The organism is Shewanella eurypsychrophilus, assembly GCF_007004545.3.
GTDB classification, from domain to species: domain Bacteria; phylum Pseudomonadota; class Gammaproteobacteria; order Enterobacterales; family Shewanellaceae; genus Shewanella; species Shewanella eurypsychrophilus.
This window is the reverse complement of sequence record NZ_CP045503.2, coordinates 967186-992124: the sequence shown is the minus strand read 5'-3', so window position 1 is coordinate 992124 and position 24939 is coordinate 967186. Positions and strand designations below refer to the sequence as shown.

Annotated in this window: 16 protein-coding genes and 1 riboswitch; of the genes, 9 read left to right on the top strand and 7 right to left on the bottom strand. The window is 43.6% G+C overall.

The window, feature by feature from the left end; genetic code table 11:
- Positions 1 to 12: 12 nt before the first annotated feature.
- The 3 genes from rluA (at position 13) to FM038_RS04040 (ending at position 5328) form a co-directional block, all read left to right on the top strand.
- The gene (gene rluA, locus FM038_RS04050; protein ID WP_142872070.1) at positions 13 to 690 is read left to right on the top strand and encodes a bifunctional tRNA pseudouridine(32) synthase/23S rRNA pseudouridine(746) synthase RluA; all 678 of its coding nucleotides are present in this window, start codon (positions 13 to 15) and stop codon (positions 688 to 690) included.
- Between the two features lie 118 nt (positions 691 to 808).
- The gene (asnC, locus tag FM038_RS04045) at positions 809 to 1270 is read left to right on the top strand and encodes a transcriptional regulator AsnC (protein ID WP_142872069.1); all 462 of its coding nucleotides are present in this window, start codon (positions 809 to 811) and stop codon (positions 1268 to 1270) included.
- Between the two features lie 203 nt (positions 1271 to 1473).
- Positions 1474 to 5328: a S8 family serine peptidase gene (locus FM038_RS04040; RefSeq protein WP_142872068.1), complete on the top strand. Its 3855-nt coding sequence runs from the start codon at positions 1474 to 1476 to the stop codon at positions 5326 to 5328.
- A 114-nt stretch (positions 5329 to 5442) separates the two neighbouring features.
- On the opposite strand, the gene FM038_RS04035 is transcribed toward FM038_RS04040, so the two are convergent.
- The 3 genes from FM038_RS04035 to FM038_RS04025 form a co-directional block, all read right to left on the bottom strand.
- Entirely contained in the window at positions 5443 to 6549 is a 1107-nt protein-coding gene (locus FM038_RS04035) for a succinylglutamate desuccinylase/aspartoacylase family protein (RefSeq protein ID WP_142872067.1), read from the bottom strand.
- Between the two features lie 52 nt (positions 6550 to 6601).
- Positions 6602 to 7951, bottom strand: coding sequence for a lysine-sensitive aspartokinase 3 (gene lysC / locus FM038_RS04030; protein ID WP_142872066.1), 1350 nt, complete (start codon positions 7949 to 7951; stop codon positions 6602 to 6604).
- Positions 7952 to 8098: 147 nt separating this feature from the next.
- Positions 8099 to 8273: riboswitch (Lysine riboswitch) on the bottom strand.
- A 403-nt stretch (positions 8274 to 8676) separates the two neighbouring features.
- Entirely contained in the window at positions 8677 to 9135 is a 459-nt protein-coding gene (locus FM038_RS04025; protein ID WP_142872065.1) for a DUF3293 domain-containing protein, read from the bottom strand.
- 577 nt (positions 9136 to 9712) lie between these two features.
- On the opposite strand from FM038_RS04025, the gene arcA reads away from it, so the two are divergent.
- Positions 9713 to 10432: a two-component system response regulator ArcA gene (gene arcA / locus FM038_RS04020; RefSeq protein WP_142872064.1), complete on the top strand. Its 720-nt coding sequence runs from the start codon at positions 9713 to 9715 to the stop codon at positions 10430 to 10432.
- 368 nt (positions 10433 to 10800) lie between these two features.
- On the opposite strand, the gene FM038_RS04015 is transcribed toward arcA, so the two are convergent.
- The gene (locus FM038_RS04015; RefSeq protein ID WP_419555638.1) at positions 10801 to 13068 is read right to left on the bottom strand and encodes a S9 family peptidase; all 2268 of its coding nucleotides are present in this window, start codon (positions 13066 to 13068) and stop codon (positions 10801 to 10803) included.
- A gap of 341 nt (positions 13069 to 13409) precedes the next feature.
- On the opposite strand from FM038_RS04015, the gene FM038_RS04010 reads away from it, so the two are divergent.
- Together FM038_RS04010 and FM038_RS04005 are read left to right on the top strand one after the other, a co-directional pair.
- Positions 13410 to 14402 carry a class 1 fructose-bisphosphatase gene (locus FM038_RS04010; protein ID WP_142872062.1) on the top strand — a complete coding sequence of 331 codons (993 nt, stop codon included), beginning with the start codon at positions 13410 to 13412 and terminating at the stop codon, positions 14400 to 14402.
- A 277-nt stretch (positions 14403 to 14679) separates the two neighbouring features.
- A protein-coding gene (locus FM038_RS04005; RefSeq protein ID WP_142872721.1) for an IS3 family transposase occupies positions 14680 to 15851 on the top strand; the annotation gives its coding sequence in 2 pieces (ribosomal slippage) (positions 14680 to 14950 and positions 14950 to 15851; 1173 coding nt in all).
- Positions 15852 to 16076: 225 nt separating this feature from the next.
- Here FM038_RS04005 and FM038_RS04000 read toward each other — a convergent pair.
- Positions 16077 to 17864: a flavocytochrome c gene (locus tag FM038_RS04000; RefSeq protein WP_142872061.1), complete on the bottom strand. Its 1788-nt coding sequence runs from the start codon at positions 17862 to 17864 to the stop codon at positions 16077 to 16079.
- Between the two features lie 399 nt (positions 17865 to 18263).
- Between FM038_RS04000 and FM038_RS03995 the strand changes: the two genes are divergently transcribed.
- Positions 18264 to 20339: an ATP-binding protein gene (locus FM038_RS03995; RefSeq protein ID WP_419555614.1), complete on the top strand. Its 2076-nt coding sequence runs from the start codon at positions 18264 to 18266 to the stop codon at positions 20337 to 20339.
- Positions 20336 to 21718 carry a sigma-54-dependent transcriptional regulator gene (locus FM038_RS03990; protein WP_142872060.1) on the top strand — a complete coding sequence of 461 codons (1383 nt, stop codon included), beginning with the start codon at positions 20336 to 20338 and terminating at the stop codon, positions 21716 to 21718. The genes FM038_RS03995 and FM038_RS03990 overlap by 4 nt, the downstream gene beginning before the upstream one ends.
- A 242-nt stretch (positions 21719 to 21960) precedes the next feature.
- Here the strand turns inward: FM038_RS03990 and FM038_RS03985 are convergent, their stop codons facing one another.
- The gene (locus FM038_RS03985; RefSeq protein ID WP_142872059.1) at positions 21961 to 22227 is read right to left on the bottom strand and encodes a hypothetical protein; all 267 of its coding nucleotides are present in this window, start codon (positions 22225 to 22227) and stop codon (positions 21961 to 21963) included.
- 156 nt (positions 22228 to 22383) lie between these two features.
- Between FM038_RS03985 and FM038_RS03980 the strand changes: the two genes are divergently transcribed.
- Positions 22384 to 23151, top strand: coding sequence for a substrate-binding periplasmic protein (locus tag FM038_RS03980; RefSeq protein WP_223292996.1), 768 nt, complete (start codon positions 22384 to 22386; stop codon positions 23149 to 23151).
- 97 nt (positions 23152 to 23248) lie between these two features.
- On the opposite strand, the gene FM038_RS03975 is transcribed toward FM038_RS03980, so the two are convergent.
- Positions 23249 to 24514 carry a dicarboxylate/amino acid:cation symporter gene (locus tag FM038_RS03975; protein WP_142872058.1) on the bottom strand — a complete coding sequence of 422 codons (1266 nt, stop codon included), beginning with the start codon at positions 24512 to 24514 and terminating at the stop codon, positions 23249 to 23251.
- Between the last annotated feature and the right edge of the window lie 425 nt (positions 24515 to 24939).

Genomic DNA, 24939 nt, shown 5'->3' with positions numbered 1-24939 from the left:
TAGGCTGTTTCAATGTCAGATTTTATTTACTGCCCACCTACTGAACCTTGGCTCGACATCATCTATCAAGATAAAGATATTTTGGTTGTAAATAAACCTTCGGGGTTACTTTCAGTCCCAGGCCGTGCCCCTGAACATAAGGACAGTGTCTATAGTCGAGTTTTAGAACAACACCCGAATGCCCAGGTAGTGCATAGGCTTGATATGGCAACCTCAGGTGTCATCGTTGTCGCCCTGAGAAGAAATGCTGAAAAAGAACTAAAAAGACAGTTTAGAGAGCGCGAAACTAAGAAAACATATTATGCACGTGTGGCAGGACATATAAAGGCGCCAATAGGTACTATAGATCTCCCCTTGATCTGTGATTGGCCTAACCGCCCTAAGCAAATGGTCGATCATACCGTTGGCAAGCCATCTATAACTCATTTTGAAGTGATCAGTTTTGGCAAGCGCTCAACACTGGTAAAGCTGACACCTATTACCGGCCGATCACATCAACTCAGAGTGCATATGATGGCGATAGGTCATCCAATTCTAGGTGATAACTTCTATGCAGATCCTTTAGCTAAACGCTTAGCAAGCCGCTTATTATTGCATGCTCAAGAACTGACGATTAAACAGCCATATTCAGGTAAAGAGCTTACTTTTAGCTATGGAGCTCCATTTATGCTCCCAGAAAAAGAGCAGTAACATACATAGCGCTAAAAATATTATTGATAATTTATAACCAAAGCATCACTTCACCTAGTAAACCTTTAAGATAAAAGATAGATTAGTAGTTAATACTCATTATTAGTAGAATTTAACTATGGAAGCATCATTTCAAAGAGATCAGCTAGATAACCACATTTTATCCGCATTAATGAAGGAGGCTAGAACTCCTTTTGCTGAGCTGGCAAAGCGTTTCAACGTCAGCGCAGGTACCATTCATGTCCGAGTAGAAAAAATGAAGCAGGCTGGCATTATTACCGGTGCCCAGATCACGGTTAACCCCAAAGCCCTTGGCTATGATGTATGCTGTTTTATTGGTATCAACTTAAAGAGTGCTGGTGATTACCCAGCAGCCATATCTAAGCTAAATGAGCTAGAAGAGGTTGTAGAAGCCTATTACACCACAGGCAACTACAGTGTTTTTGTAAAGGTAATGTGCCAATCCATCGACGGATTGCAACATGTGCTCATCAATCGAATTCAATCCATCGATGAAATCCAGTCAACAGAGACGCTTATCAGCTTACAAAACCCCATTGTTAGGGCGGTTAAACCATAGAACAAATAAAAATAAGTTATTCTGCCTATTTCGTAGACTAAAAAATGTAAATTACAACTTTTTTCTCTTTCAGAGTTAATTATGTGAACTTTTTGTGTTACAAAATACACAACCTCAACATAGAGGTAACAAAATAATAAAAACATAATTATAAAATAGCACAGCAGTTAAGTTCTGTGCCTTCAGTTGACAAGGAAGAAGTTGTGAAAACAAAACTATCGATAGCAATAACAGCAGCGCTAGTATCTAGTGCGGCAATGGCAAGCAGCGATTACTCTGCAAATAATTTTTCTCCAGAGCTAACCTCTGTAGATAATTATAAAAAACCTGAAGTATTAAAATCTGCAGTAGTCGCCCCTCAAAGATTCATTGTCGAACTTGAATCCCCAGCAATAGCTAAATATCAAGGTGGAATTCAAGCTTTCACAGCAACGGCACCGACTAAAAAAGGTGAACGCGTTAATACACAATCAGCACCATCAATAAGCTACGCTAGCCATCTTCAAACAGAGCAGCAGGCTTTTCGAAGTGCACTCTCTAAGGTAACGCCAAACGCTAAAGTTGAGCGAAACTTCAAAACATTATTTAACGGTGTGACTCTAGTTGGACAAGGTCTAACTATTGAGCAATTATCTGCAATTCCAGGCGTTAAATCTGTTTACCCTGAAACCATGTACCAAACCAACATGGACGCCTCACATGAAGTCATCAACAGTGCTGCAATGTGGGAAGCGGTTTCTGGAATGGAAAATGCGGGTAAAGATATCCGTGTTGCAGTTATAGATACTGGTATTCGCCCGGAAAACCCAATGTTCTCTGGGGAAGGTTTTTCTAAGCCAACGGCGAACATGCCAATTGATGATTATTGTTCGAGTGTTGATACCAGCTTTTGTAACGATAAGTTGATTGTTGCGCGTTGGTCTCAACCTACCTTCGCAGTCTGTGCTGATGAACATATGAGTCCACTGGGCTACGGTGGACACGGTTCACACGTTGCAGGTACTTCAGTCGGTAACAAGATTTCAACCACTTTTAAAGACATTGAGGTTGAACTGTCAGGTGTGGCACCAGCTGCTTATTTGATGGTGTACAAAGCACTATTTACTAAAGAAGATTGTTCTGGTGGTAGCGGTTCAAACATCATGTTGATGGAAGCGTTAGAGCATGCAGTCAACGATGGCGCAGACGTGATCAATAACTCTTGGGGTGGTGGTGCTGGCGGCGATCCAGCAAACAGCCCATACAAAACAATGTTTGAAGCTGCTGAAGCTGCCGGTGTAGTGGTTGTAACTGCCGCCGGTAACGACGGTAATGGCGCACAGACTATCGGTTGCCCAGGTTGTATTGAATCAGGTATAACCGTTGCTAACAGCACAACAGGCCGGTTCTTTGCCAACGGCTTTACAGCTGGCGGCGATGAACTTCTTGCCATCGAAGCTAACAATAGCTTAGTCACTGAAGATATCAGCCTTCCTGTTATTGCAGCGATTAACTTAGATGCTGAAAACTTTGAAGGGTGTGCCGCTTTTCCAGCCGATTCTTTCAAAGACGGCATAGCGTTAATTTCTCGTGGCACATGTGCATTCTCAGATAAAGCCGCTAATGCAGAAGCCGCAGGCGCGAAAGCTATGGTGGTTTACAACAGCAAAGCAGGTGCTCCCATCAGCATGCATATGCCTGATGCAACATTACCAGGTGTAATGATATCTGATGTTGATGGTGCTGCAGTCATCGAAGGTCTAGACGGTGAGACTGTTGGGACAATTGCTGCTGAAGTTAAGCGTATTTCAAATAAGGCGCTTGCCGACTTAATAAACGTCTCAAGCTCACGTGGTCCAAACGGCAATCAAAATATCCTTAAGCCTGATCTAGCCGCTCCAGGTACATCTATCCTTTCTGCAACATCGCCAGATGAAGATGGCACAGACTTTACCACCATGACTGGTACTAGTATGGCTAGTCCGCATGTTGCAGGCGCCGCAGCGCTTATGAGTCAACTTCACCCAGAGTGGAGTGCAAATGATATTAAAACAGCGTTAACTTCTACAGCTCATATGACGAGTGTACTTGATGATGATGCCGAAACTCCTGCATCACCGTTTGCTATGGGTGCAGGTCGCATGGATCTCGATGCAGCTGCTAAAGCTGTACTAACATTTGATAAGCCATCAGTCGCTTCAGATTCATGTGTGGGCCCTTGTACCTTCACTCGCACCGTATACAACAAGAGCGATGAAACAACATCTTGGTCACTTTCAGCTTCTGCCGACAGTGCCGGTATCAACGTTTATCCATCAAGCCTAGAGCTTGAAGCGGGTGGTTCTGCTGAGTTCACAGTAACTGTTGACTCAACATATAGTGAATACGGTTCTTGGATTTTCGGTAATATCATGATCAAGAGCGATGAAGGTAAGCAAGATGCACACCTTCCATTAGCCATTATGGCTAAAGAGTCTAGCGATTCATCACTCATTTCTGCCGTTACAACAGCAACAGATATTAAAGCAAGTGATGAGTTTCCGATTAAGGCTATCGTTAACAACTCAATGTTTGAAAATACAGTGACGATAACAGCCAAAGCCCCCGAAGGGACTGCATTAACATCTGAGGATGATGTCAGTGTTTCCATCAATGGCGCTCAGCAAAATGGTTTTGATGTCAATGAAGACTTAGGCTTAATAACTTGGGTTGGTAAGCTCGAGCTTCCTGAGATCAATTCAGCAAAAGGTACCGGAGCAAGCCCTAGTATTTTTGACTTAGGTATTGCTTATGTTCCTGCTTGTGACGAAGGCTGTGACGAAAAAGCATTTACATTCAGCACTCCTGAATATAAGTACAATGGTACAACTTATGACAGCATCACCATTTCAGACAACGGTATCGTTATTGTCGGTGGTGGCACAACATCAGGTACTTGGAACAATAAACAACTCCCTGACTCAGCAAACCCTAATAATATCTTAGCTCCATTCTGGTCTGACTATGATCTAACTGACGGCACAGCTGGCGATACCGGTGGTGGTGAGCTAGGTATTCAATTTGCTGAATCAGGTGACGATACTTTTATTGTTGTCGAGTGGAATAAAGCTCAGGTTTATGGCGATACATCGGGTAATGCATATACATTCAGTGTTTGGATTAAGGCTGGTGCAGAGGAAGATATCTGGTTCAACTACCATGATATTCCAAACATGCCTGCAAACGTTACAATCGGTGCTGAGAACATTGGCGGCAGCGTAGGTACCACGTACCATTACAATGGTGAAGGCGGAACCGTAGTAACAGATGATTACGTCCAACTTCAAAACACGGCAGCCGGTAGCGTTGAAATTGACTATATGGTTAAAGCCTCTAGCTTTAACCATGGTCAGGCTGACAAGGTTGAAACTGATGAAGAGAGCAGTGTTGAGCTAAATGTACTTGAGAATGACACTATGCCGGATCAAAAAGTGGCTCGTGTTTCTATCACTGGTGACGGTATGACAGCTAACGCTCAGCGTCTTATAGATGTTTCTGCTGATGGCGCATTAGGTAAGGCGACTATCGCTGACGAACCTGAAAACGGTACAGTGGTTCTCGCTGAAGATGGTGCTGCAGTGTATACACCGAATAAAGACTTCTTCGGTAAAGATAGCTTCACCTATACAACAGAAGATGAAGCTGGAAATGTTTCAACTCCAACTATGGTCACTGTCACTGTAAACAAGATCAACGATGCACCAACCGTTGCTCCTAGTGCAGGTAATACCATTACAGGCCGCCCTACTATGGTTGAATCTAATGCCTTCGATGCTGATGGCGACATGCTCACCTTTAAGTGGACTCAAACTGCTGGTGAATCATTAGAGTTTACTGACACTGAGGAAAACATTCGAGTAACCCCGACCAAAGCAGGAACATACTCATTTAGTGTAATAGCTAGCGATGGCACTCTAGAAAGCGAAGCAGGATCTGCAAGCTTTACGGTAAAAGAGAGAGATGAGGATAGCAGTGGCTCTCTAGGTTGGTTAACTATGTTACTACTTCCACTTGCAGGCCTACGTCGTCGTAAGCGTTAATTCAGGTGTAGATAGTAAGCAATAAAACAAAAGGGAGCCTATTGGCTCCCTTCTTTTATCCGTAATTCCAGCTTTATACCTATAGGTATAACAAGGAACTGCTGTCTCAATCAGCTATATCTCAAACACCTTGGTCATCACTTTATACAGCTCTGTACCTTGATACACAGAAGCCGAGGCAAAATGTAGGATAGGCACACAGTCTTGTTTTAGGCTCAGTGTGGTTAAGGCTTTTTCTGTTCCATATAAGTCTATTCTAAGAATATTTGCTAATGGATCGCCAGCCTTTAAAGGCTCACCGACTTCAGCCTGATATTCAACCATGCCTCCCAAAGGCGAGTGATACTTTTTATAGTCTTTCAGATAACAAGCATAGCGTGTCATTTCTGCTGCCATCACCTTCTGCTCGATCACACCACGTTCACTGAGGTAAGCTAAGATCCCCTTAGCATCAATCAATGCATCGGCAAGATTAATGTTCTCTTGCGAGCCCAGTTCTAATGTGAAAGCCGAAACAGGCAGATCAAAATTACGACCAACCGACTGCATATGCTCGGCAAGTTGCCACCAAGGGCAGAAGATTGACTCATCCATAGCGCCACCAAAATCATTGGGAATAAATAAGGTATAGGGGATAGAAAAGAAAGCTGCCGCTTTGGCATCATACTCAGGACAATAGAGGTGTTTACAAGATTTAGGCCCTGTATGAAGATCTAATACTATATCAGCCTGATGTGCCATGGTTTGCAGCATTACGGCCTGTTGATGTCCGGTAGTGATGCCCCATTCATGACTTAAGCGCTGATGACATGCATCAAGCAACATAGATTTATAATGGGTGATAAGCTCATCATCACTCAAAGTGTCATTAGCGGCGTACCAAGCTTTTACGTCCACTTGATGATCTAGATATTCTCTATTCCAATTCACACCAGTGATAGGATCGAAACGCCCTAACGTAAACTCGCCGCTTTTCTGGTTAATTCCAAGCGGGTTAGCCAGAGGCACTAAGGTGATATCACCACAAATAGTATAATGTTCAAGTAATTGCATCAGCTGATAGATAACGGCATTACCTTGCACCTCAGCACCATGCACGTTCGCCTGTATATAGACGCTAGGCGCCGTAGGGCTTTCACATTTATGACTAAAAATCGGCAAAGTAAGATCTTGGCCTGTCGCTAACTCACCGATCTTTAACGATGATTGGGTAAAGCTCATTTTCCATCCTTCAAAAGGTTTAAATCCTAGAGCCTAGGTTCTCAGACTCTTATCACTCAAATAGGTTTTTATGCAATGCACTGACGACTTGCGCAGCTTCCGACTCAGCAACAAGAACACACAAGTTGTGGGGGCTAGCCCCCTGACAGATCATGCGCACGTTATGTGGCTCTAAAACTTCAAAAACACGGCGGCATACGCCGGGAGTGGATGCAATTTTATTTCCGACTATGGCCACCAGCGCCAAACCTTCTTCGACACGTACGCGGCAGTGTTGTGATAGTTCCTGCAACAGAGATTCACTGAGTAGGCCGTTCCCGGCAGAATCAGAACCCGTCTTATCTAAAGTCAGTGACACATTAACCTCAGAGGTTGTGATCAAGTCGACACTGATCTTATGTCTGGCTAAAGTTGCAAAAGTTTCGGCCAGAAATCCTTGAGCGTGAAGCATCTGCAGACTATGCAGATTGAGTAATGTTTGATCCCGGCGAACTGTTACCGCTCGATAAACCGGAGCATCATCAACTTCATGGCGGATCCAAGTGCCACCTCTTTCAGGCTCACGGCTAGAACCCACAAAAACCTGAATTTTTTGTCTTACCGCTGGCAGAATTGTCGCAGGATGGAGCACTTTTGCGCCAAATGTCGCCATCTCGGCGGCTTCATTGAAACTAATCTCCGCAATAGGGCTGGCTTTAGGCGCGATGCGAGGATCTGTGGTGTAGATCCCGGCAACATCAGTCCAGATCTCAACGGCTGTCGCCTTCAAGGCCTCTGCTAATAAGGCAGCAGAGTAATCGCTACCTCCACGACCTAGAGTCGTCGTTGCACCGGTTTCATCGGCGCCAATAAAGCCTTGAGTCACGATGCGCTGCGATGATAATAATGGTGCTAAATACTCTGCGGCTAATAAAGATATTGTTTCAATCTGTGGTTCTGCCCGTCCAAAATGACTATCGGTTCGCATCACCTGACGTACATCGAATGCGCTAGCAGCCTCCCCTTTTTCCCTTAGCACAGCTGCAAACAAGGCCGATGAACACTGCTCGCCTTGTGCCAGCAGCTCATCCATCGTTGCCTTGCTACTATTATTACTTAGGGTTTCACTCAATACCGAAATACGACTAAGGACAGTATCTAGTCTTGCTGCAACCTCTTGAGGACTGCCAAGATCATCTAAGATCTGATACTGAATATGTGCAATTTGTTTTATCAGCTTAATTCTATGCTGATCGCTTAAATTGTTTTGAGTGAGTTCAACTAACAAGTTAGTTACGCCACTCGATGCACTGACCACAACAACACGGGTATTAGGATTAGCGAGAATGATATCGGCACAACGACTCATAGCGGCATAATCTGCCACAGAGGTTCCACCAAACTTAGCAACAATAAGGGACATTACACAGCCTCCACAGAAAGTAGACACTGATGAAGTTCATTTGATAATAAAAAAGGATATAAAACTAACATGATCACGCTCCGAACTAACTTCGTTCGAAGAGCCTGGTGCAAAGATAACGCACCCCAGAGACGGGAAACAGCAATCACCACCAGAAGCTCTCCACCAATAAAAGGTGACAATCTATGGGATTCAGCCCTATAGACCGATATCGAGTAAATCCAAATACTGAGATATCTCGGCGTTAATCTCCCTCATAAGTCATCATCAGAGTTTGGACTCTTCAAACTTACTACCTAGCTAACGCTCCTCTTCTGTACCTCAGACTCATTCATGCGTACATAAAGAGAATAAGGAAAGGGCAAATTATCAAATTTAGATAGTTTAAGTCAATGGAGAATCACAACTAAATGCCATAAGAATTATATGGAAATGAGAAATCAGTGTTTTACTAATACCATTTCCATTAAATAAGTGACCATTCAGCGGGAGTTAAAAACGCTGTAGGCAAGATAAGGGGATTGAAGCTAATAGTTATTCTATATCGAAAGCCACTTTCGCAGCTTAAAGTGTTTTTTAACCCGCACTTCGTGAGCTTCTCAGGGCTTCTACTTCTGCGTTGCATTGCCTCAAAAGGGAATAACCATTTCGTCAACAATGCGCCTTGAATTTAAAGCCCTGAGAAAGCTCTGAATTGATCATATGTTTAATGGAATTGGTATAAGCTAATAATCAAAGTCGGGTAGTTCGCTGACTAATTTTACGCGCGGAGAAAACTCACCAATAATGATCTCTTGATGTTGCTCGTCTTGACTGAAAAGACAAGGAACTAATGCCAATTGATTATTATCAACAAAATAAATAGCATTCTGATTAAACTTCATGCCTAAATGTGCCGCAGCTAATTTATCAATCGCAACAGCCCAACTTTTTTCCATATGGGTGCGATCTTGAGACGCCCCTATTACACTTCTATAGGGGCGATTAAATTTTTCTATTGCCAGTTGAAGCTGTCTATCTAATAGACGGTTTTGACAAGAAGTGAGGATCTGCCCCTTGGGATTATGGGCTGTGATAATTGCAAAGGACAGCTGAGAAGATAAGGTTTGGGTAAAAAGAAATTCAGTATTTTGGTAGTGCTGCCATAGTTTCTTGTTCAAGAGTCGTTTGTTCAAGTCGATCATCTGGACCAATTCCCTCAATTAGATTCAGATAATTATAGCAAATTCAGCATATCTTCCTAGTCCTGCGATCTAGATCACTAAAATCATTTTTTCGACACTCTTTAAATTCAATAACTTACAGCGTCAAGCGTGATATAGATCAAATCCAGAAGTAATTTTGTTAACATTTCATTTGTTAACAAATGCCTAAAACGAGTACAATAGGCCTTGTCGCTCCTTGTACCATCACAGATGTTCGTGATGCACCTTGTTACAATACGAGCAGATGTCAAACTTAGAAGTCAGCCAAATTTCTGTATAAAATGCGAGCAAGCTCAATATTCGCGTTTAATCTTCAAAAATATTAATTAATAGAGGGAACTAAATCCCACTATTATTAATCGAAGAAAATACAGTTCGCGTTTCCATTTATTGAGATACGCATACTTTACTAATTATGGAAGTGTGTTGCTGTTTCAGCCGTTTTGAAAGCACCTACGTAGCAGTAAAGGCCAGTAAAATGAGTTTGGGCGCCCATTGTAACTCGTATACACGCGCTCATTGTTAGAGCAGATTTGAACAAATTAGGTAAATTAATATGCAAAACCCGCACATTCTGATCGTTGAAGATGAAGCCGTTACCCGTAACACGCTAAGAAGTATTTTTGAAGCTGAAGGATATGTGGTAACTGAAGCAAATGATGGCGCAGAAATGCACAAAGCCATGCAGGAAAACAAAATCAACTTAGTTGTTATGGATATCAACCTTCCTGGTAAAAACGGTCTTCTGTTAGCACGTGAACTACGTGAAATTAACAACATCGGCCTTATCTTCCTAACGGGCCGTGATAATGAAGTCGACAAAATTTTGGGTCTTGAAATCGGTGCTGATGATTACATCACTAAACCATTCAACCCACGTGAACTAACTATCCGTGCCCGTAACCTATTGACTCGCGTTAATAGCACAGGTGCAGAATCTGAAGATAAGAGCAGTGTTGAATTTTACCGTTTCAACAGTTGGAGCCTTGAAATCAACAGTCGTTCTTTGGTTAGCCCACAAGGTGAGTCATACAAGCTGCCACGTAGTGAATTCCGCGCTATGCTGCATTTTGTTGAGAACCCAGGCAAGATCCTTAGCCGTGCTGACCTTCTTATGAAGATGACTGGCCGCGAGCTTAAGCCACATGACCGTACTGTTGATGTAACAATCCGTCGTATCCGTAAGCACTTCGAAAGCTTACCTGATACGCCAGAAATCATCGCAACGATCCACGGTGAAGGTTATCGTTTCTGCGGTAACTTAGAAGAGGCATAAAGCTAACGCTTTATTCCTATTCATAAAAAAAACCAGCCTATCGGCTGGTTTTTTTGTATATGGAAGTATTTATCCCCGGTGGCCACGGACGGTCAAAGAGGGGGTTTATGTCTGGAACATTTATGTCCTTCCACCACGGATGGTATAGGAAGGACGTTGTATAGGGACTTCCTATAACTAAAAAGTTATCCCCGGTGGCCACGGATGGCCAAAGAGGGGGTTTATGTCTGGAACAGAGCGGTAAGCGGTAAGTTCCAAGACAGGGCTAAGAAAGCTTCGAGTTTTAAGCTGTAAGGCCCAAGACAGAGCCGGAATACTTAAAGCCTCATCTCTTACTTACAACTTAAAACTTACCGCTTACAACTTTTTTATTTCAACTCTCTCTCAAGAAAATCAGCCAGTGAACGATATAGATGCGTTCGAACTTTATTTCCTCGCATTGAATGCTTAGAGCCGGGATAATCGATCATCTGAAATAACTTCCCTTCATCTTGCAGGGCTTTATACACCTTAGTGCTGTTTTCAAATAGCACATTATCATCGGCCATACCGTGGTACATCAACAGGCCAGACTGATAACCTTTAACGTAAGGCAATACGCTACTGGCTTCATAACCTTTAGCATTTTTATCAGGATGACCCAGATAACGCTCGGTGTAATGGGTGTCATACAAGGCCCAGTCTGTCACTGGTGCACCCGAGATGGCAGCCTTAAAGTAACTCGGTGCCTTAAACAAACCCATTAAGGCCATATAGCCACCATAACTGTGGCCATAAAGCGCAATATTGTCACCATCCACATAAGGCAGTGAACGCAGATAATCGACACCTGCTTTCTGATCGTTGACCTCTGCTTCACCTAGCTGCTGATAAATCACATGTTCAAACTGAGTGCCGCGATGTGCCGAGCCTCGGTTATCCAGCTGAAACACCATAAAGCCTTGCTGTAATAAGTACTGAGTAAAATAGTCATGCTCACTCCAACTATTTACGACTAGCTGAGCATGTGGACCACCGTAGACGCGAACAACTACGGGATATTGCTTATTTGCATCAAAGTTTGTCGGCTTAAACAAACGGTATTGTAGTGCTTGGCCATCTTCGGCTTTCACTTGGCCAAATTCAGGTAACTGCCATTGGCCGAAGAATGGATAAAGCGGGTGAGACTTATCGACCTTATTCTGCTCAACCCAAGCAAGCTGTTGGCCCTTATCGCCATGCAGGCTTACCTGCGGCGGCTGCGACAAACTGCTAAAGTAATCCAGATAAACGGCTTCATTGTCAGCAAATACAGGTGAATGCATACCAGAACGCTGGCTAATACTTTCTATCTCACCACCCGCTAATGGCACACGATACAGGTGTTTTTCAGTCACTAGTGTCTTACGGCCAGTGAAGTAGACCCAACCCGACTTTTCATCGACACGCTCAACTTCATCAACCACCCAATCCCCAGAAGTCAGCTGTTTTTGAACCTTACCATCAAGCCCTATAAGATAGAGGTGATTAAAACCATCACGTTCCGATGCCCAAATGAAGCTCTCTTGTTGCTTCATAAAGTGCAGGTCATTATTCAGGTTTACCCAAGCATCACTTCTCTCCTCTACGAGGTTTTTAGACGCATTAGGCTTGTCTATTGATACAAGTCTAAGATCGAGAGTTTGTTGATCGCGGCTCTGCCATTGGTACGATAGCTGTTTGCTATCGGGTAACCATTTAACTCTTGGCAGATAGATATCTTGCTCGCTACCAAGGTCTATCCATTGTGTCTTACTATCGTTCAGTTGAACTACGCCTAAAGTAATTTGGACATTGTTCTTACCCGCATAAGGATACCTTTGCTCTGTCAGCTTGATGCCATCGGCATAGATCTCATTGCGAGTTACCAGCTCAACACCAGATTCATCGATTCGGGTATAGGCGATGGCAGACTCATCCGGCGACCACCAGTAACCCGTCATGCGACCCATCTCTTCCTGAGCAACAAATTCAGCCATGGCATTTTTTATCGCCCCGCCACCGTCAGTGGTCATGGCTTGTAACGTCTTTGTTTTAAGATCTAATACAAACAAGTTCTGATCACGCACAAATGAAACAAAGTGACCTTTAGGCGAAAGACGTGCATCGGTAGCAAACCCATCACCCGTTGGCAATAACTTCACTGAGCCATCATTAACAGAGACATAATACAACACACCGGAAGCAGGAATTAGCAAGGCCTGGCTATCATCAGACCAGAAGTACTCCATGATCCCCTGACCATAGATCCGCTGACGCTCTCGTCTTGCTTTCTCTTCATCTGACAGCTCACCTATGGTGAGCTTATCTGCATTAAGCAAAATACTCTGCTGACCACTAGCAACATCCATCTGCCAGAGATCATAAAAATGCTGATTATCTTTACGCCCTGCAAGGTAGGTGACTCTCTTGCCATCAGGGGACAGCTTAAGTCCCCTCGGGCTGGTACCCGCAAGCGCTGGCGAGTCATAGAGGCGCTCTATCGTAAGAGGAGTCATCTCTCCGACTTTAGGTTTTTCCATAGCGCCTGAACCAAGGTTAAGGCTCGAACTCGTGTTTAGATTTGAGCAAGCAGAATTTGATAAAATCATAGGCACCGTGAGAAGCAGTGTTCTCATCCATTTTATTGTCATTATTATTTCCAGGATTTGAAATTAACAGCACATCAACGCTAACCACTTCAATCTCTTATCAACCAATGAAACACCTAAGAGTCTTTTACCAAAAAATTAAACATCTAAGAAATAGTCAAGAAACAGATTGTGCGATGATGAAATAAATATCGATAACATTGTGCACTAAAGTGAGCAAAAACTAAAACGGGCCGTCAAAGTGAAAATTTGCCAGTATCCTACGCTGAAAAAAAGTTCAATCTCAGGTATGATCGCGCCAAATAAAAAATTACCCACTTTACCGACCTCAAACTCGAGTTTAACTCGAAATTGTCATAGGAAATAACATGCAGACCTTGGCCCAAAACCTAACCTCACAAGGGGTTGATGCCTCTCTGACTCAGCTTATTCATACATTAGCGAACACTTCAAAAGAGATAAGCCTCGCGGTTCGCCACGGTGCACTTGCTGGTGTCCTCGGCGCGACTGAGCAAGAAAATATTCAAGGCGAAACACAGAAGAAACTTGATGTTATTACTAATGACATGCTCAAAGATGCGCTGGATAAGGACGATACAGTTCGCGGCCTCGCCTCTGAAGAGGAAGACTTCATCGTTGAAGTCGGTGCCAAGGGGGACTACTTAGTCTGTTTCGATCCATTAGACGGTTCATCAAACATTGACATCAATTCTCTGGTCGGCACTATTTTTTCTATCCTGCCAGCCCCTAAAGGCGAGTTGAGTGAGAAGAGCTTCCTTCAAGCTGGTCGCAAGCAAATCGCTGCTGGTTATATGTTATATGGCCCATCGACTATGATGGCGCTAACAACCGGTAATGGCGTTCAATTATTTACCCTGAACCCAGAGACTAACGAATACTTACTCACGACTGAAGCCATGTCTATCAGCAAAGATACTGGTGAGTTTGCCATCAACATGTCTAACCAGCGTTTCTGGGAAGCACCGATGCAAACCTATATTGCCGATCTGTTACTCGGACAAATAGGACCGCGTGAAAAATCATTCAACATGCGTTGGATAGCGGCCATGGTTGGTGACGTACATCGCGTGCTTTCACGTGGCGGTATCTTTACCTACCCAACTGATAACAAGAACCCAGAGAAGCCATATAAGCTCAGATTGATGTATGAAGCTAACCCAATGTCATTCCTCGTTGAGCAAGCGGGTGGTAAGGCATCTACTGGTTATGAGACCATCATGGATATCGAGCCAAGTGAGATCCACCAGCGGGTAGCAGTGATTTTAGGCTCAGCCAATGAAGTCGATGCTTGCCTTGAGTATCATGAAGTCGATTACAGCGAAGAGCCAAAGATCGACTAACTCTAGCGAGAGTTAGCTGCTCGGTATGAATGATTAGCCACTCTTTAATAGGGTGGTTTTTTTGTGTCAGCTGTCTTGTTACGTTTTACTTGGCTGGATATTTGAGGTCGAACCTTCATGGTGATCTATCACCTGCAGTGAGCATTGTGATAAACAATCAGAGCCCTCTTCGATTGAGCTTTCATACGTCATAGAGTCTAGGCAATGGCCAACCGCTTTTACTTACCACTGATATGACCCCCTAAAAGTGGACACCTTATATAAGCGATAAGGTGCCATGAAAATAATAACTCGTAAGACCCACACAGCAGCCTTCAAATTAGCTGCTGTTCAACAATCCTTAAACTCTCCCGATACAGTAAAGGCTTTAGCTGGTAAATTAGGTATCCATCCCGCTTTGCTCAGTAAATGGAGAGCTCAATTGACGTCGAAGAAACACACTTCTAAACCTATTAAAAATGTCGGTCCTAATAAGGGGCTAGCTGAACTTGAACGTGAAAACCGTGGGCTAAAAAAACGATTAGAGCGTGCAGAGTTGGAGAACGATATCTTAAAAAAGGCGAAGGAGTTCTTCGACAAACACCAGGGATAAAGTTTCAGTTTATCCAAGGTTATTGCTCAACTCGAAGAACGATAAAATTGCTCTGTGATATTTTTGGTGTATCTCGCTCAGGCTATTACAGCTGGCTTGTTCGTAAGCCTTCTCAACGCGATAAAGATAACGAAGTACTGTCTGACTTTCTCAAAGAAAAGATAGCTGAGCACAGGAGCATAGCGGGTTATAGGAAGTTATGGCTGGATGCTGTAGCTAATGGTTTCGATTGTAATAAAAAGCGAGTACAAAGCTTGTTACAGGTGTTTGATTACAGGTCTAAAGCATGTAAAAGGAAGTTCGGTGTAGTGAAGCCTAGGTTGATTGAAACAAGAGCGCCGAATTACTTAAACAGAGAGTTTGAAGTAGCTAAACCTAATACTGTTTGGGTATCAGATATTACACAAATTAGGTGCAAAGAGGGCTGGCAGTATCTATGTGTCATCATCGATTTGTACTCACGTAAAGTGGTGGGCTGGGCAACGAGCTACATAAATTCGAGCGAACTGGTGATGAAGTCACTCAAACAAGCTTGGGTAGAACGAAGGCCAAATGGGAGTGAGCTGATGTTTCACTCTGACCAGGGGGCTCAATACAGAAGCTTTGAAGTACTTAAGTGGCTAACGAAGCGTAAGGTCACAGTGAGTATGTCGAGAAAGGGGAATTGCTGGGATAATGCTTGCTCAGAAAGCTTTTTTGCTCAGTTAAAGAAAGAATGGTTCTCTAACTTAGAAGAGCTAAGCAGAAAAGAAATGACAACACAGTGTCGATTTTATATCGATGATTATTATAATATGGTGAGAAGACATGGGACTCTAAATGGAGTGAGTCCCATAGTATTTGAATCAAGAATTTAAACCCTGTGTCCACTTTACTGGGGTCATATCACACTTAAGGCTTAAGGCTTAAGCCTTAAAACTCACAGCTAGTGGCTAATTGTAGACAAAAAAATACCGCTATCACTCTTATCTAGATAAGTGAATAGCGGTATTTCGGAGATGAAGCTGACTGTGGGGATGAAAGCAGTCAGCTTTTTTTACTCGTCTATTTCTTAAAATCAGCTCTTATAAAAAGTCTTAGAACTATTTCTTAGAGTATTTAGCCGCCTCTTCGCCAGCGAGTCTGCCGAAGGTGACGATGTCAGAGATAGCGTTACCACCTAAGCGGTTAGCACCGTGAACACCACCAGTAACTTCACCTGCTCCATATAGGCCAGGGATCACTTGTTGCTTGGCATTCATGATCTCAGCTTTTGAGTCAATCTTAACGCCGCCCATAGTGTGGTGAACACCCGGTGTCACTTCAATCGCGTAGTAGTTACCTTCATTAAGAGCACGAGGAAGGTTAGGACGCTCAAAATCAGTATCTTTGCCACTAGTCACTAGTGTGTTGTAACGAGCGACTGTTTCCGTTAGTGCTTTACCGTCAATATTTTCTAGCTTACCAAGCTTAACGAGTGAGTCAGCTGACGGAACAACACCTAGACCGATATACTTATCAATTTTCTTCAGTGACTTACGTACTGAGTCATCAAAGATAAGGTAGGCTGTCTTACCAGTTTGCTCCAAAATTGCCGCAGCAGCTTTATCACGTGTAGTGATCTCGTTGACGAATCGCTTACCTTCACGGTTAACTAAGATAGCACCGTTACCACGAACCGCTTCAGTCACCATCACGCCACCTTTAACTGAAAGCGTTGGGTGTGCCTGAATGTATTGCATATCTTGCAGTGCAGCGCCCGCATTAGCCGCTACATCGATACCGTCACCTGTCGCACCTGGTTGGTTAGTCGATACAAAACCTTTCAGTTTAGGGTCAAGCTTAGACACTCGTTCATTATTCTTAGCGAAACCACCCGTTGCTAAGATAACTGCATCGGCTTTAATCCAGTAGTAACCCTTGTACATACCTTTAACTAGCAGGCCTTTCACATTACCAGAGTCGTCTTTTAGGATCTCAATACCACGAGTGTTCATGCGCATATCGATATCACGCTTCACGGCATTATCATAAAGCACTTGAATCACATGAGCACCAACACCAGCACCGCCAGTTGGGCGGTGAGTACGGTTAACCGATGCGCCGCCCATACGGCCAACATCACTCAAATCTGCACCCATTGCAGTCATCCAATCGACAGAACCTTTAGAGTGGCTCACTAATACATCGACAAGAGCTGGGTCATTGAGGTTACGGCCACCTTTCATGGTGTCCTTAGTCATTAACTCAAGGCTATCTTCGATACCTTTCGCCTTTTGCTGATCGGTCCAAGCAGCGTTCATACCACCAGCAGCAAGCTTAGCGTTACCACCAATCACAGGCTCTTTCTCGATAAGGATAACTGAAGCACCTTTATCAAATGCCGCAACTGATGCAGAGAAACCTGCGCCACCAGAGCCAACAACGACAATATTTACCGTATCTTGAGGCGCTGCTGCAAGAGCAGTTTCACGGTCAGACTTATCTTTTGCTAGCTCAGCAATCGATGGTTCATTACGCTCCCATTTAGCTGCATATGGCATATCGAAATCGAAACTATGACAAGAGTCACAATAGACCATAGATTTTTCATGAGCACTATGACAAGAAGTACAGGCTATTTCACCAGGAAAGTGAGAATCATGGGCATTGTAATGCTCATGTTTAGTCTCTAAAGCAACCTCTTCCATTGTTCCGTGACACGAAACACACTGCTCGTTCTCATGACTAAGGTTATCATTTGATAACTCACCATCTACAGTATGACAACTTTCACATTCCTGATTTTCACCATGGAAATCGGCAAGGTTATCGGCAGCTAATGTATTAGCAGCAAAACCAGTAGTCCCTAATAATGCGGCTATACAAATTGCACTTTTCAACTTTTTCATCACGTCTCCTAACTGTTAAACTAGCACTCTTCGTTGCCCTGCCTAACAGCTCATCTCTATAGTTCCTGAAACTGATAAATATCAGTCTTCAGATATTGTTAACTCACTAATTCGAGTTAATCTTCCGCCCAAATGAGCACCTTCTCAAGCTTAACTAGAGAGTTATAAACAGAAAGCTCGGTCGCTTCACAGCTCAAGTTTCTGACCATGCAAAGATGCATCAATTCATAGGCTGTTATGCAATTTTGCATAGAGGATATATAGCAAGATCACAAAGTGAGATTACAAAGCGATAAGAGGTAATCAAGTCTGTGTACAATAGCGATAAGATTGCAACAATTCTGTTAAAGCCACACTGGAATTAATCGCCCCTATGTACTCAAATGCTAAGCTAACATCATGAAATCTTTTGGTATAACCCTCTCCTTACGACGCGTGCTTAGTACGCTAATGTTGTGGCCACTATTACTTAGCGCACTTTATAGCCCTAAGTCATTGGCTGAACAGCGTGATGAGTACATCATTTTTGGCGTACATTCCAAAACACCACCATTGGAGTGGCGAAATAATGGTGTTGATCAAGGCTTTCACTTAGAGCTAATGAGACGTATCGGTCAGCTAACAAATAAACAAATAGTTGTTAGGCGAAAGACATTCCAGCAACTGTTAACCGATGTTCATGATGACACCAGCCCCATTGATGTTATCGCAGTAGTCAGCCCTGTCACTATAGATAGAAAGCTGAGCCAATCAGATCCCATCTATGCGACTTACGCTAAAGCATACACTCTGCAAGGTAAGGCATTTATACACGGTTGGCATGACCTAGCAGGCAAAAAAGTCGCCATTAAAAAAGAGGCATTTGTTGATGTTTATATCACAGGCCAGACTCAAGAATTTGAGCGCGTCGATGTAGATTTGTATGAAACGGGCTTTCAGCGGCTTATCGCCGGCGAAGTTGATGTGGTGATAGCTGAAAATTTCGTGGCTAGGCGACTACTGCCCCATTACCCTTCAATTAGAAGCTCTAGCGACCCACTGATTTATGGTGCCTTTAATTTTGTCAGCAACCTTAAAAATGCACAGCTTATGGGCAAGATAAACGATGCCCTAAGGCAACTTAAGCTCTCGGGAGAGTATGACAGGCTCATCAATAAATGGTTTGGTACCGGCCGAGAAAAGGTCGATCTGTCCAACACACAGCAGAAGATGTTTTGGCTAGCCATTATAGTCAGCATCATCTCTGCTATTGGCATGCTATTCACAGGGTTTGTCAGCCTAAGTTTAAAAAAACGCACTCGAGCGCTTAATCTTGAATTAGCGCAGCGAAAAAGGGCTGAACATCAGATATCTAATCTGTCAAAACAGTTTCAATCTGTGCTCGACGGGATCCCCCATGGCGTAACACTGTTAAACCGTGAATGTGAAAGACTATGGAGTAACGATAATAACAACGAACTCTTAACCAGTAGTGAGTTTCTCTTTCTCAATGGTGGCTCTTTCACACTCAGCAACAGTTTAACCCAAGTGCTAGATAGCCAAAATTCACTCATCGCAGATATGATTTACCGTGCACAATTTTGGCAGCTTCAAATCCACTTTATTGGTGATGATCAAGCGGTGATCTTACTTGAGGAGGCAACGGAGCAACACAATTTAAGGCAAGCTAATGATGAGGCGAGCCGTCTGGCATCCCTCGGTGAGCTTTCTGCGGGCATCGCTCATGAGATAAATAACCCAACCGGCATTATTATTCACTCCATAGCCTTTTTTAATGACGCATTAAAAGATCTCCAACTGGCGGCGAATTCTTATCAAAAGCAGAACCCTTTCTGGCTCGTTGCTGGCCTAGAGCCTCAACATGCTTTGGTTGAGCTCAACCAAAGCAGTATCACAATCGAAGAGGGAGCAAACAGAATTAGCCGGATCGTTAATGATCTTAAGCGATACGCTCTGCCCAATATTAGCAATGAACATCAGCCCATTGATCTCAATGATATCGTTAGCGTTTCATTGAGGTTAACCGCTAACCAGACAAAAATATTTAAAGTAAACATTCAACTGTCAGAGCCCTCACCAGTGATCTTGGGCGACGCACAACAACTTCATCAAGTGATGATAAACCTCATACAAAATGCTTGTCACGCATGCAACCCAACCGCTGCAGATGATGAGACTAGGAACATCATCTCAATTGAAACGGGTATCTGTGATGACAAGGTATTTATTATTGTGAGTGATACAGGATCGGGTATGGACAGCGCAACGTTGCAACGGATCACGGAGCCATTTTTTACCACCAGACGCTCATGTGGCGGCAGTGGCTTAGGCTTATCTGTTTGTAGTCGAATTATTAAGGAGCACCAAGCAGAGATGCAATTTTCCTCAAGGCTTGACCATGGTACTAGCATCAAAATCGTTTTTTCTTCGGCACCTGTATTCCCCACCTCACAACCTTTGGAGCAATACCTGTGAAGTTAGCGAGAAATATTCTCTTGGTTGATGATGAGCCCTCATGGCTTAGAAGCTTAGCGATCACACTTAACCGCCTTGTCCCTGAAGCTCACATCGACACCTGTGTGGACAGCAGACAGGTCGAGAACCGCCTTGCAATCGGTGACTACGCCCTAGTGCTACTCGATCTCACCATGCCCTTTCATTCTGGTGAGACCATCTTGGAGATGATCCGCACACACTTTCCTAAAACACGCGTCATTATAGTCACTGGCGTGAACGAAGTTGACACTGCCGTTCGCTGTATCAAAAATGGTGCCTATGACTACTTTATCAAAACAGATAATGTCGATGTTCTCTCTCGCACGGTGCGAAGAGCCCTTGAGGTCGTAGGACTTGAGAGAAACTACCTGAGAATTAAAGAGAGTTTTTTGAGCCGTACCCTGAGCCAACCTGAAGCATTCAACAATATCCTGACCTGTGAGCCCGTATTACTGGATCAGTTTCGCTATTTAGAAGCCGTCGCACTCAGCCCGGAGCCTATTCTTATTTATGGCGAAAGTGGTACAGGAAAAGATGAATTTGCCAAGTCTTGCCATCAACTCACTAGTAATGATGCTCCATTTATCAACGTCAATCTTGCAGGGATCAATACCCGTGCTTTTGAGCTACACCTTTTTGGTCAGCTCACCACCCATGACGACGGTCAGGTATCGGCTCAAGCAGGTGCCCTACATCAAGTACAATCAGGGCTTCTATACCTCAATGAGGTAGGCGATCTTCCACTGGAAGCTCAGGCTAAACTTGTCGATGTCATCGAACATAAACAATATTACCCCGTCGGCAGCGATCGCCCCTATCCCGTTAACTGTAAAATTGTAGCCTCAACCCAGCACGATCTGCTTGTGCTCAATAAAAATGGCAAGTTCCGTAGCGATCTTCTTTACCGACTTAGATCTCATAAGATCAAGCTGCCACCTTTACGTGAGCGAAAACTTGATCTCTCTATGCTCATAAACCATTTTATACAACTAGCAGCACATGACATGGGCCTTGAAGCACCTCAACAGCCCAGTAATCTTGCTAATCAATTGGCAGACTATCAATTCCCTGGAAACCTTCACGAGCTTAAAGGCATGGTATTTGATGGTGTAAGTCGCAGTGATGGTGTTCAACTCAATATCACGCCATTTATGGAGGCGATCAATGAGCAGAAACCGGAAGGAAGCCACCAAACAGATACCTTGAACTTCCCCAAAAAATTGCCAACCCTCGCCCAGTTGAGTCAAGCCTTGATTGATGAAGCCATGAGCCGCACCGCCAATAATCAAACCGCGGCGGCACAGATGCTAGGGATCAGTCAAAGTGCACTGAGTCGAAGGATCACTAAAGATAAGTAACTAGCAATAAAAACCTAGGAAGTAGGTACGAGGGAAGGTAACAGGCAGCTTCTGTTTAATGATTGAAGCCGATATTTATGGTTAGCCTAATTATTGACTTCATCATGTGATAGCACGCGACTCGACTTGTACCGAATATGGGATGTCGGATATAAAAACTATAGACAAGGTTTATTACTGACTTCATCACGTGATAGCACGCGACTCGACTTGTACCGAATATGGGATGTCGGATATAAAAACTATAGACAAGGGTTATTATTGGCTTCATCACTTGATAGTAATCGACTTAGCGAGCCAAAAACCACTCCCAATATCCCCTGCACAGTGTCATCTGATACTTTACGATTACTCTCCAGCTCAACGGTTCCAGGGCGGCTCAGGCGCTCTTCACACACCTGTTGACTCTCTGCAGCACTGGTCACGAAATCACAACTACTAGTGTAAAAATCAGCAGTAGAGCAGGCTGAAAGTTGAACCCAGATCAACAAAAGTATCAATATCCTCATCGACCATCCTTAACTAATTTTACTTTAACAATTTGAAAATATAGCAATTCAAGTGCTAAAAATCACTCACTTTCACTGGAAGGAAATTAATCGGCATCAATCTAATGGCGACAGCCTTGCTACACTTAACTCAGCACTTAGTTAACGAGCGGAATTATGAAGCTCTTGATATCAGCTTGCCTATATTGCATTTTATCTCAAATGGCATTTGCCGAACATCCCTCAGCATTAGCTAAAATTGAGTACCTCACCGAATCATATCCGCCTTATAACTACTTAGAGAATGGTGAACTTAAAGGCATTGCCATCGATCTGCTTGATGAAGTCCTCCAGCAGGATGAAATAGAGCGACAAGTGGCTAAGATCCGTCTTTTACCTTGGCCAAGAGCCTATAAAATGCTACTAAAAGGTGCTAATCATGTATTATTTTCAACAACCAGAACCCAAGAACGTGAACCATTATTTGAATGGGCTGGGCCAATCACAAGTACCAAAATCGTTCTGCTCGCATTAACTGAAAATCAGATTGAGATTCAATCGATAGACCAGCTCGCAAACTACTCTATCGGTACCATTAAAGATGATATTGGCGAACAACTGTTGCTTTCACTTGGGGTATCAAATAAACAGATTAGACAAGCTCATAGTGCCGAGTCGTTAGTCAAAATGCTCAATAAAGGACGAATTCAGCTATGGGCTTATGAAGAAAATGTCGCTCGTTGGTATATCGCAAATTCCAACTTACCAAATAATCAATTTACTTCGGTCTTTACGTTAAAGGAGAGCGAACTGTACTATGCCTTCAGTAAAGATGTGGATCCCAAATTAATTTCACGATTTCAAAATGCAATCGATAAGATCAAGCTCCCGGTTAAAAAAGAAAGCCAAAGCCGGTACCAGAAAATCCTCTCCAGATATCAATAATACCCATCATTCATAGCCAATAAAAAAGCCCACAGAGCGATGCTCTATGGGCTTGTTTAAAAAGCACTGAACAGGCTAGTTAAGCCTGTTTAGTCTCTTATGATTGAGTTTGTTGAGCGTTTGATGTTTGTTCTGCTGCCGCATGTGCCTGCTCAGTAGCATCAACAATAGTCAACACAGCCGCATCACCAACAACGTTACATGAAGTGAGCACCATATCAATAAGGCGGTCTAAAGCAGCTACAATCGCAAATGCTTCAACCGGTAAGCCCATCTGATGGATAAGCACACCAATCATCACCATGCCACCGCCAGGTACACCACCAGCGCCGACAGAAAGCAGGAAGATGCTAAATAGCAGTGCAGGCAGTTGCTCCATCGCAATGGGGGCGCCAAACGCATTTGCCACGAAGAAGATAGCGATAGTGATATAGATGGAAACCCCACCCATATTCATGGTCGCGCCGAGTGGCACACCAAAACCTGCAACAGAGCGCTTAACACCTAATTTTTCAGTCAAGGTACGCATGGTCACGGGAATCGTGGCATTTGAGCTTGCCGTAGATAACGAGAACAGGATCTGTTCACGGGTCTTAGCGCGAAACTCTTTGGCTGATACCTGAGTGAACGCGCCAACAGCCATCGGGTAAACAACGAATATCCAAAGCAATAGTAGTCCAACAATCACAATGACGTACTCAAGCACACTGAGGAACACACCAGCTTCCAGCGTCGCACCAAGTTTCAGCATCAAGGCGAAAACACCGATAGGCGCCAGTAGCATCACTACCGTGATAAGCTTCATCATCAGCTTGTTGCCTTCCTGGAATCCTTGCACCAGCATAGGGGCTGCATTGCCTAATGACTTAAGCACACCGCCTACAAGCAGTGCCATGAAGATCACTTGCAACATATTGCCCGAACTAAACGCAGCCACTGGATTATTTGGCACTATGTTGACAATTAATTGGACTAAGTTTGGCAATTCGGTTGCGGTAATTGTTGCACCAGTACCACCAGACATATCGACACCGAGTCCAGGCTGGAGCAGTAACGCCACGGCTAAGGCCGCAAAAATAGCCACTACGGTATTAATAATATAGAAACCGAATGTCTTACCGCCTAAACGGCCAAAACTTTTCAGGTCCTTGAGTTCGAGTACGCCACAGACAATACTGACAAATACCAATGGCACAACAAGCATCATGATCATACTGACGAACATGGTTCCCACGCCTGAAGCTATTTCGACCACGGTGCCGGAGAAGAAGCTAACATCTCCAAGTAGGTATTGAATGATAGAGCCGAAAATTAATCCGGAGAACAGACCAATAAAGATCCGCGATGAGAGTGATTTAGTCATATGCCTGCCTTCAATTCAGCATCTCATTGTTGGATGCTTTCTTCATTTTACATCTGTGTCGATGCTTATATTTGGGGTTCTACCCCGCTTGTGGACAGAGATAGTGAATCATGCTGAACACAATTTCAACCACTATCGAGATGGGCTAAACAGTTACAAAAAAGTAACGAAAGCTGTAATGACTATGTTTACTTGTACATAAAGGGAAGCAAGGGGTGATAGCAGGTTTAAAATTTTACATAACCACCAACTAGTTAACACAAAATAAAACCCTACGCCCAAATAGACAGTTAATAAATCCAAATCAGAGCAAGAGACCAGTCAATACAACCAACTTAACACCCAAAGGCAGTATGCATAGCTATACAGGTGGTAAGTAAAGGGTGATCATGATGAATTGTGTTCAAAATGAAAGCCGTCAAAGC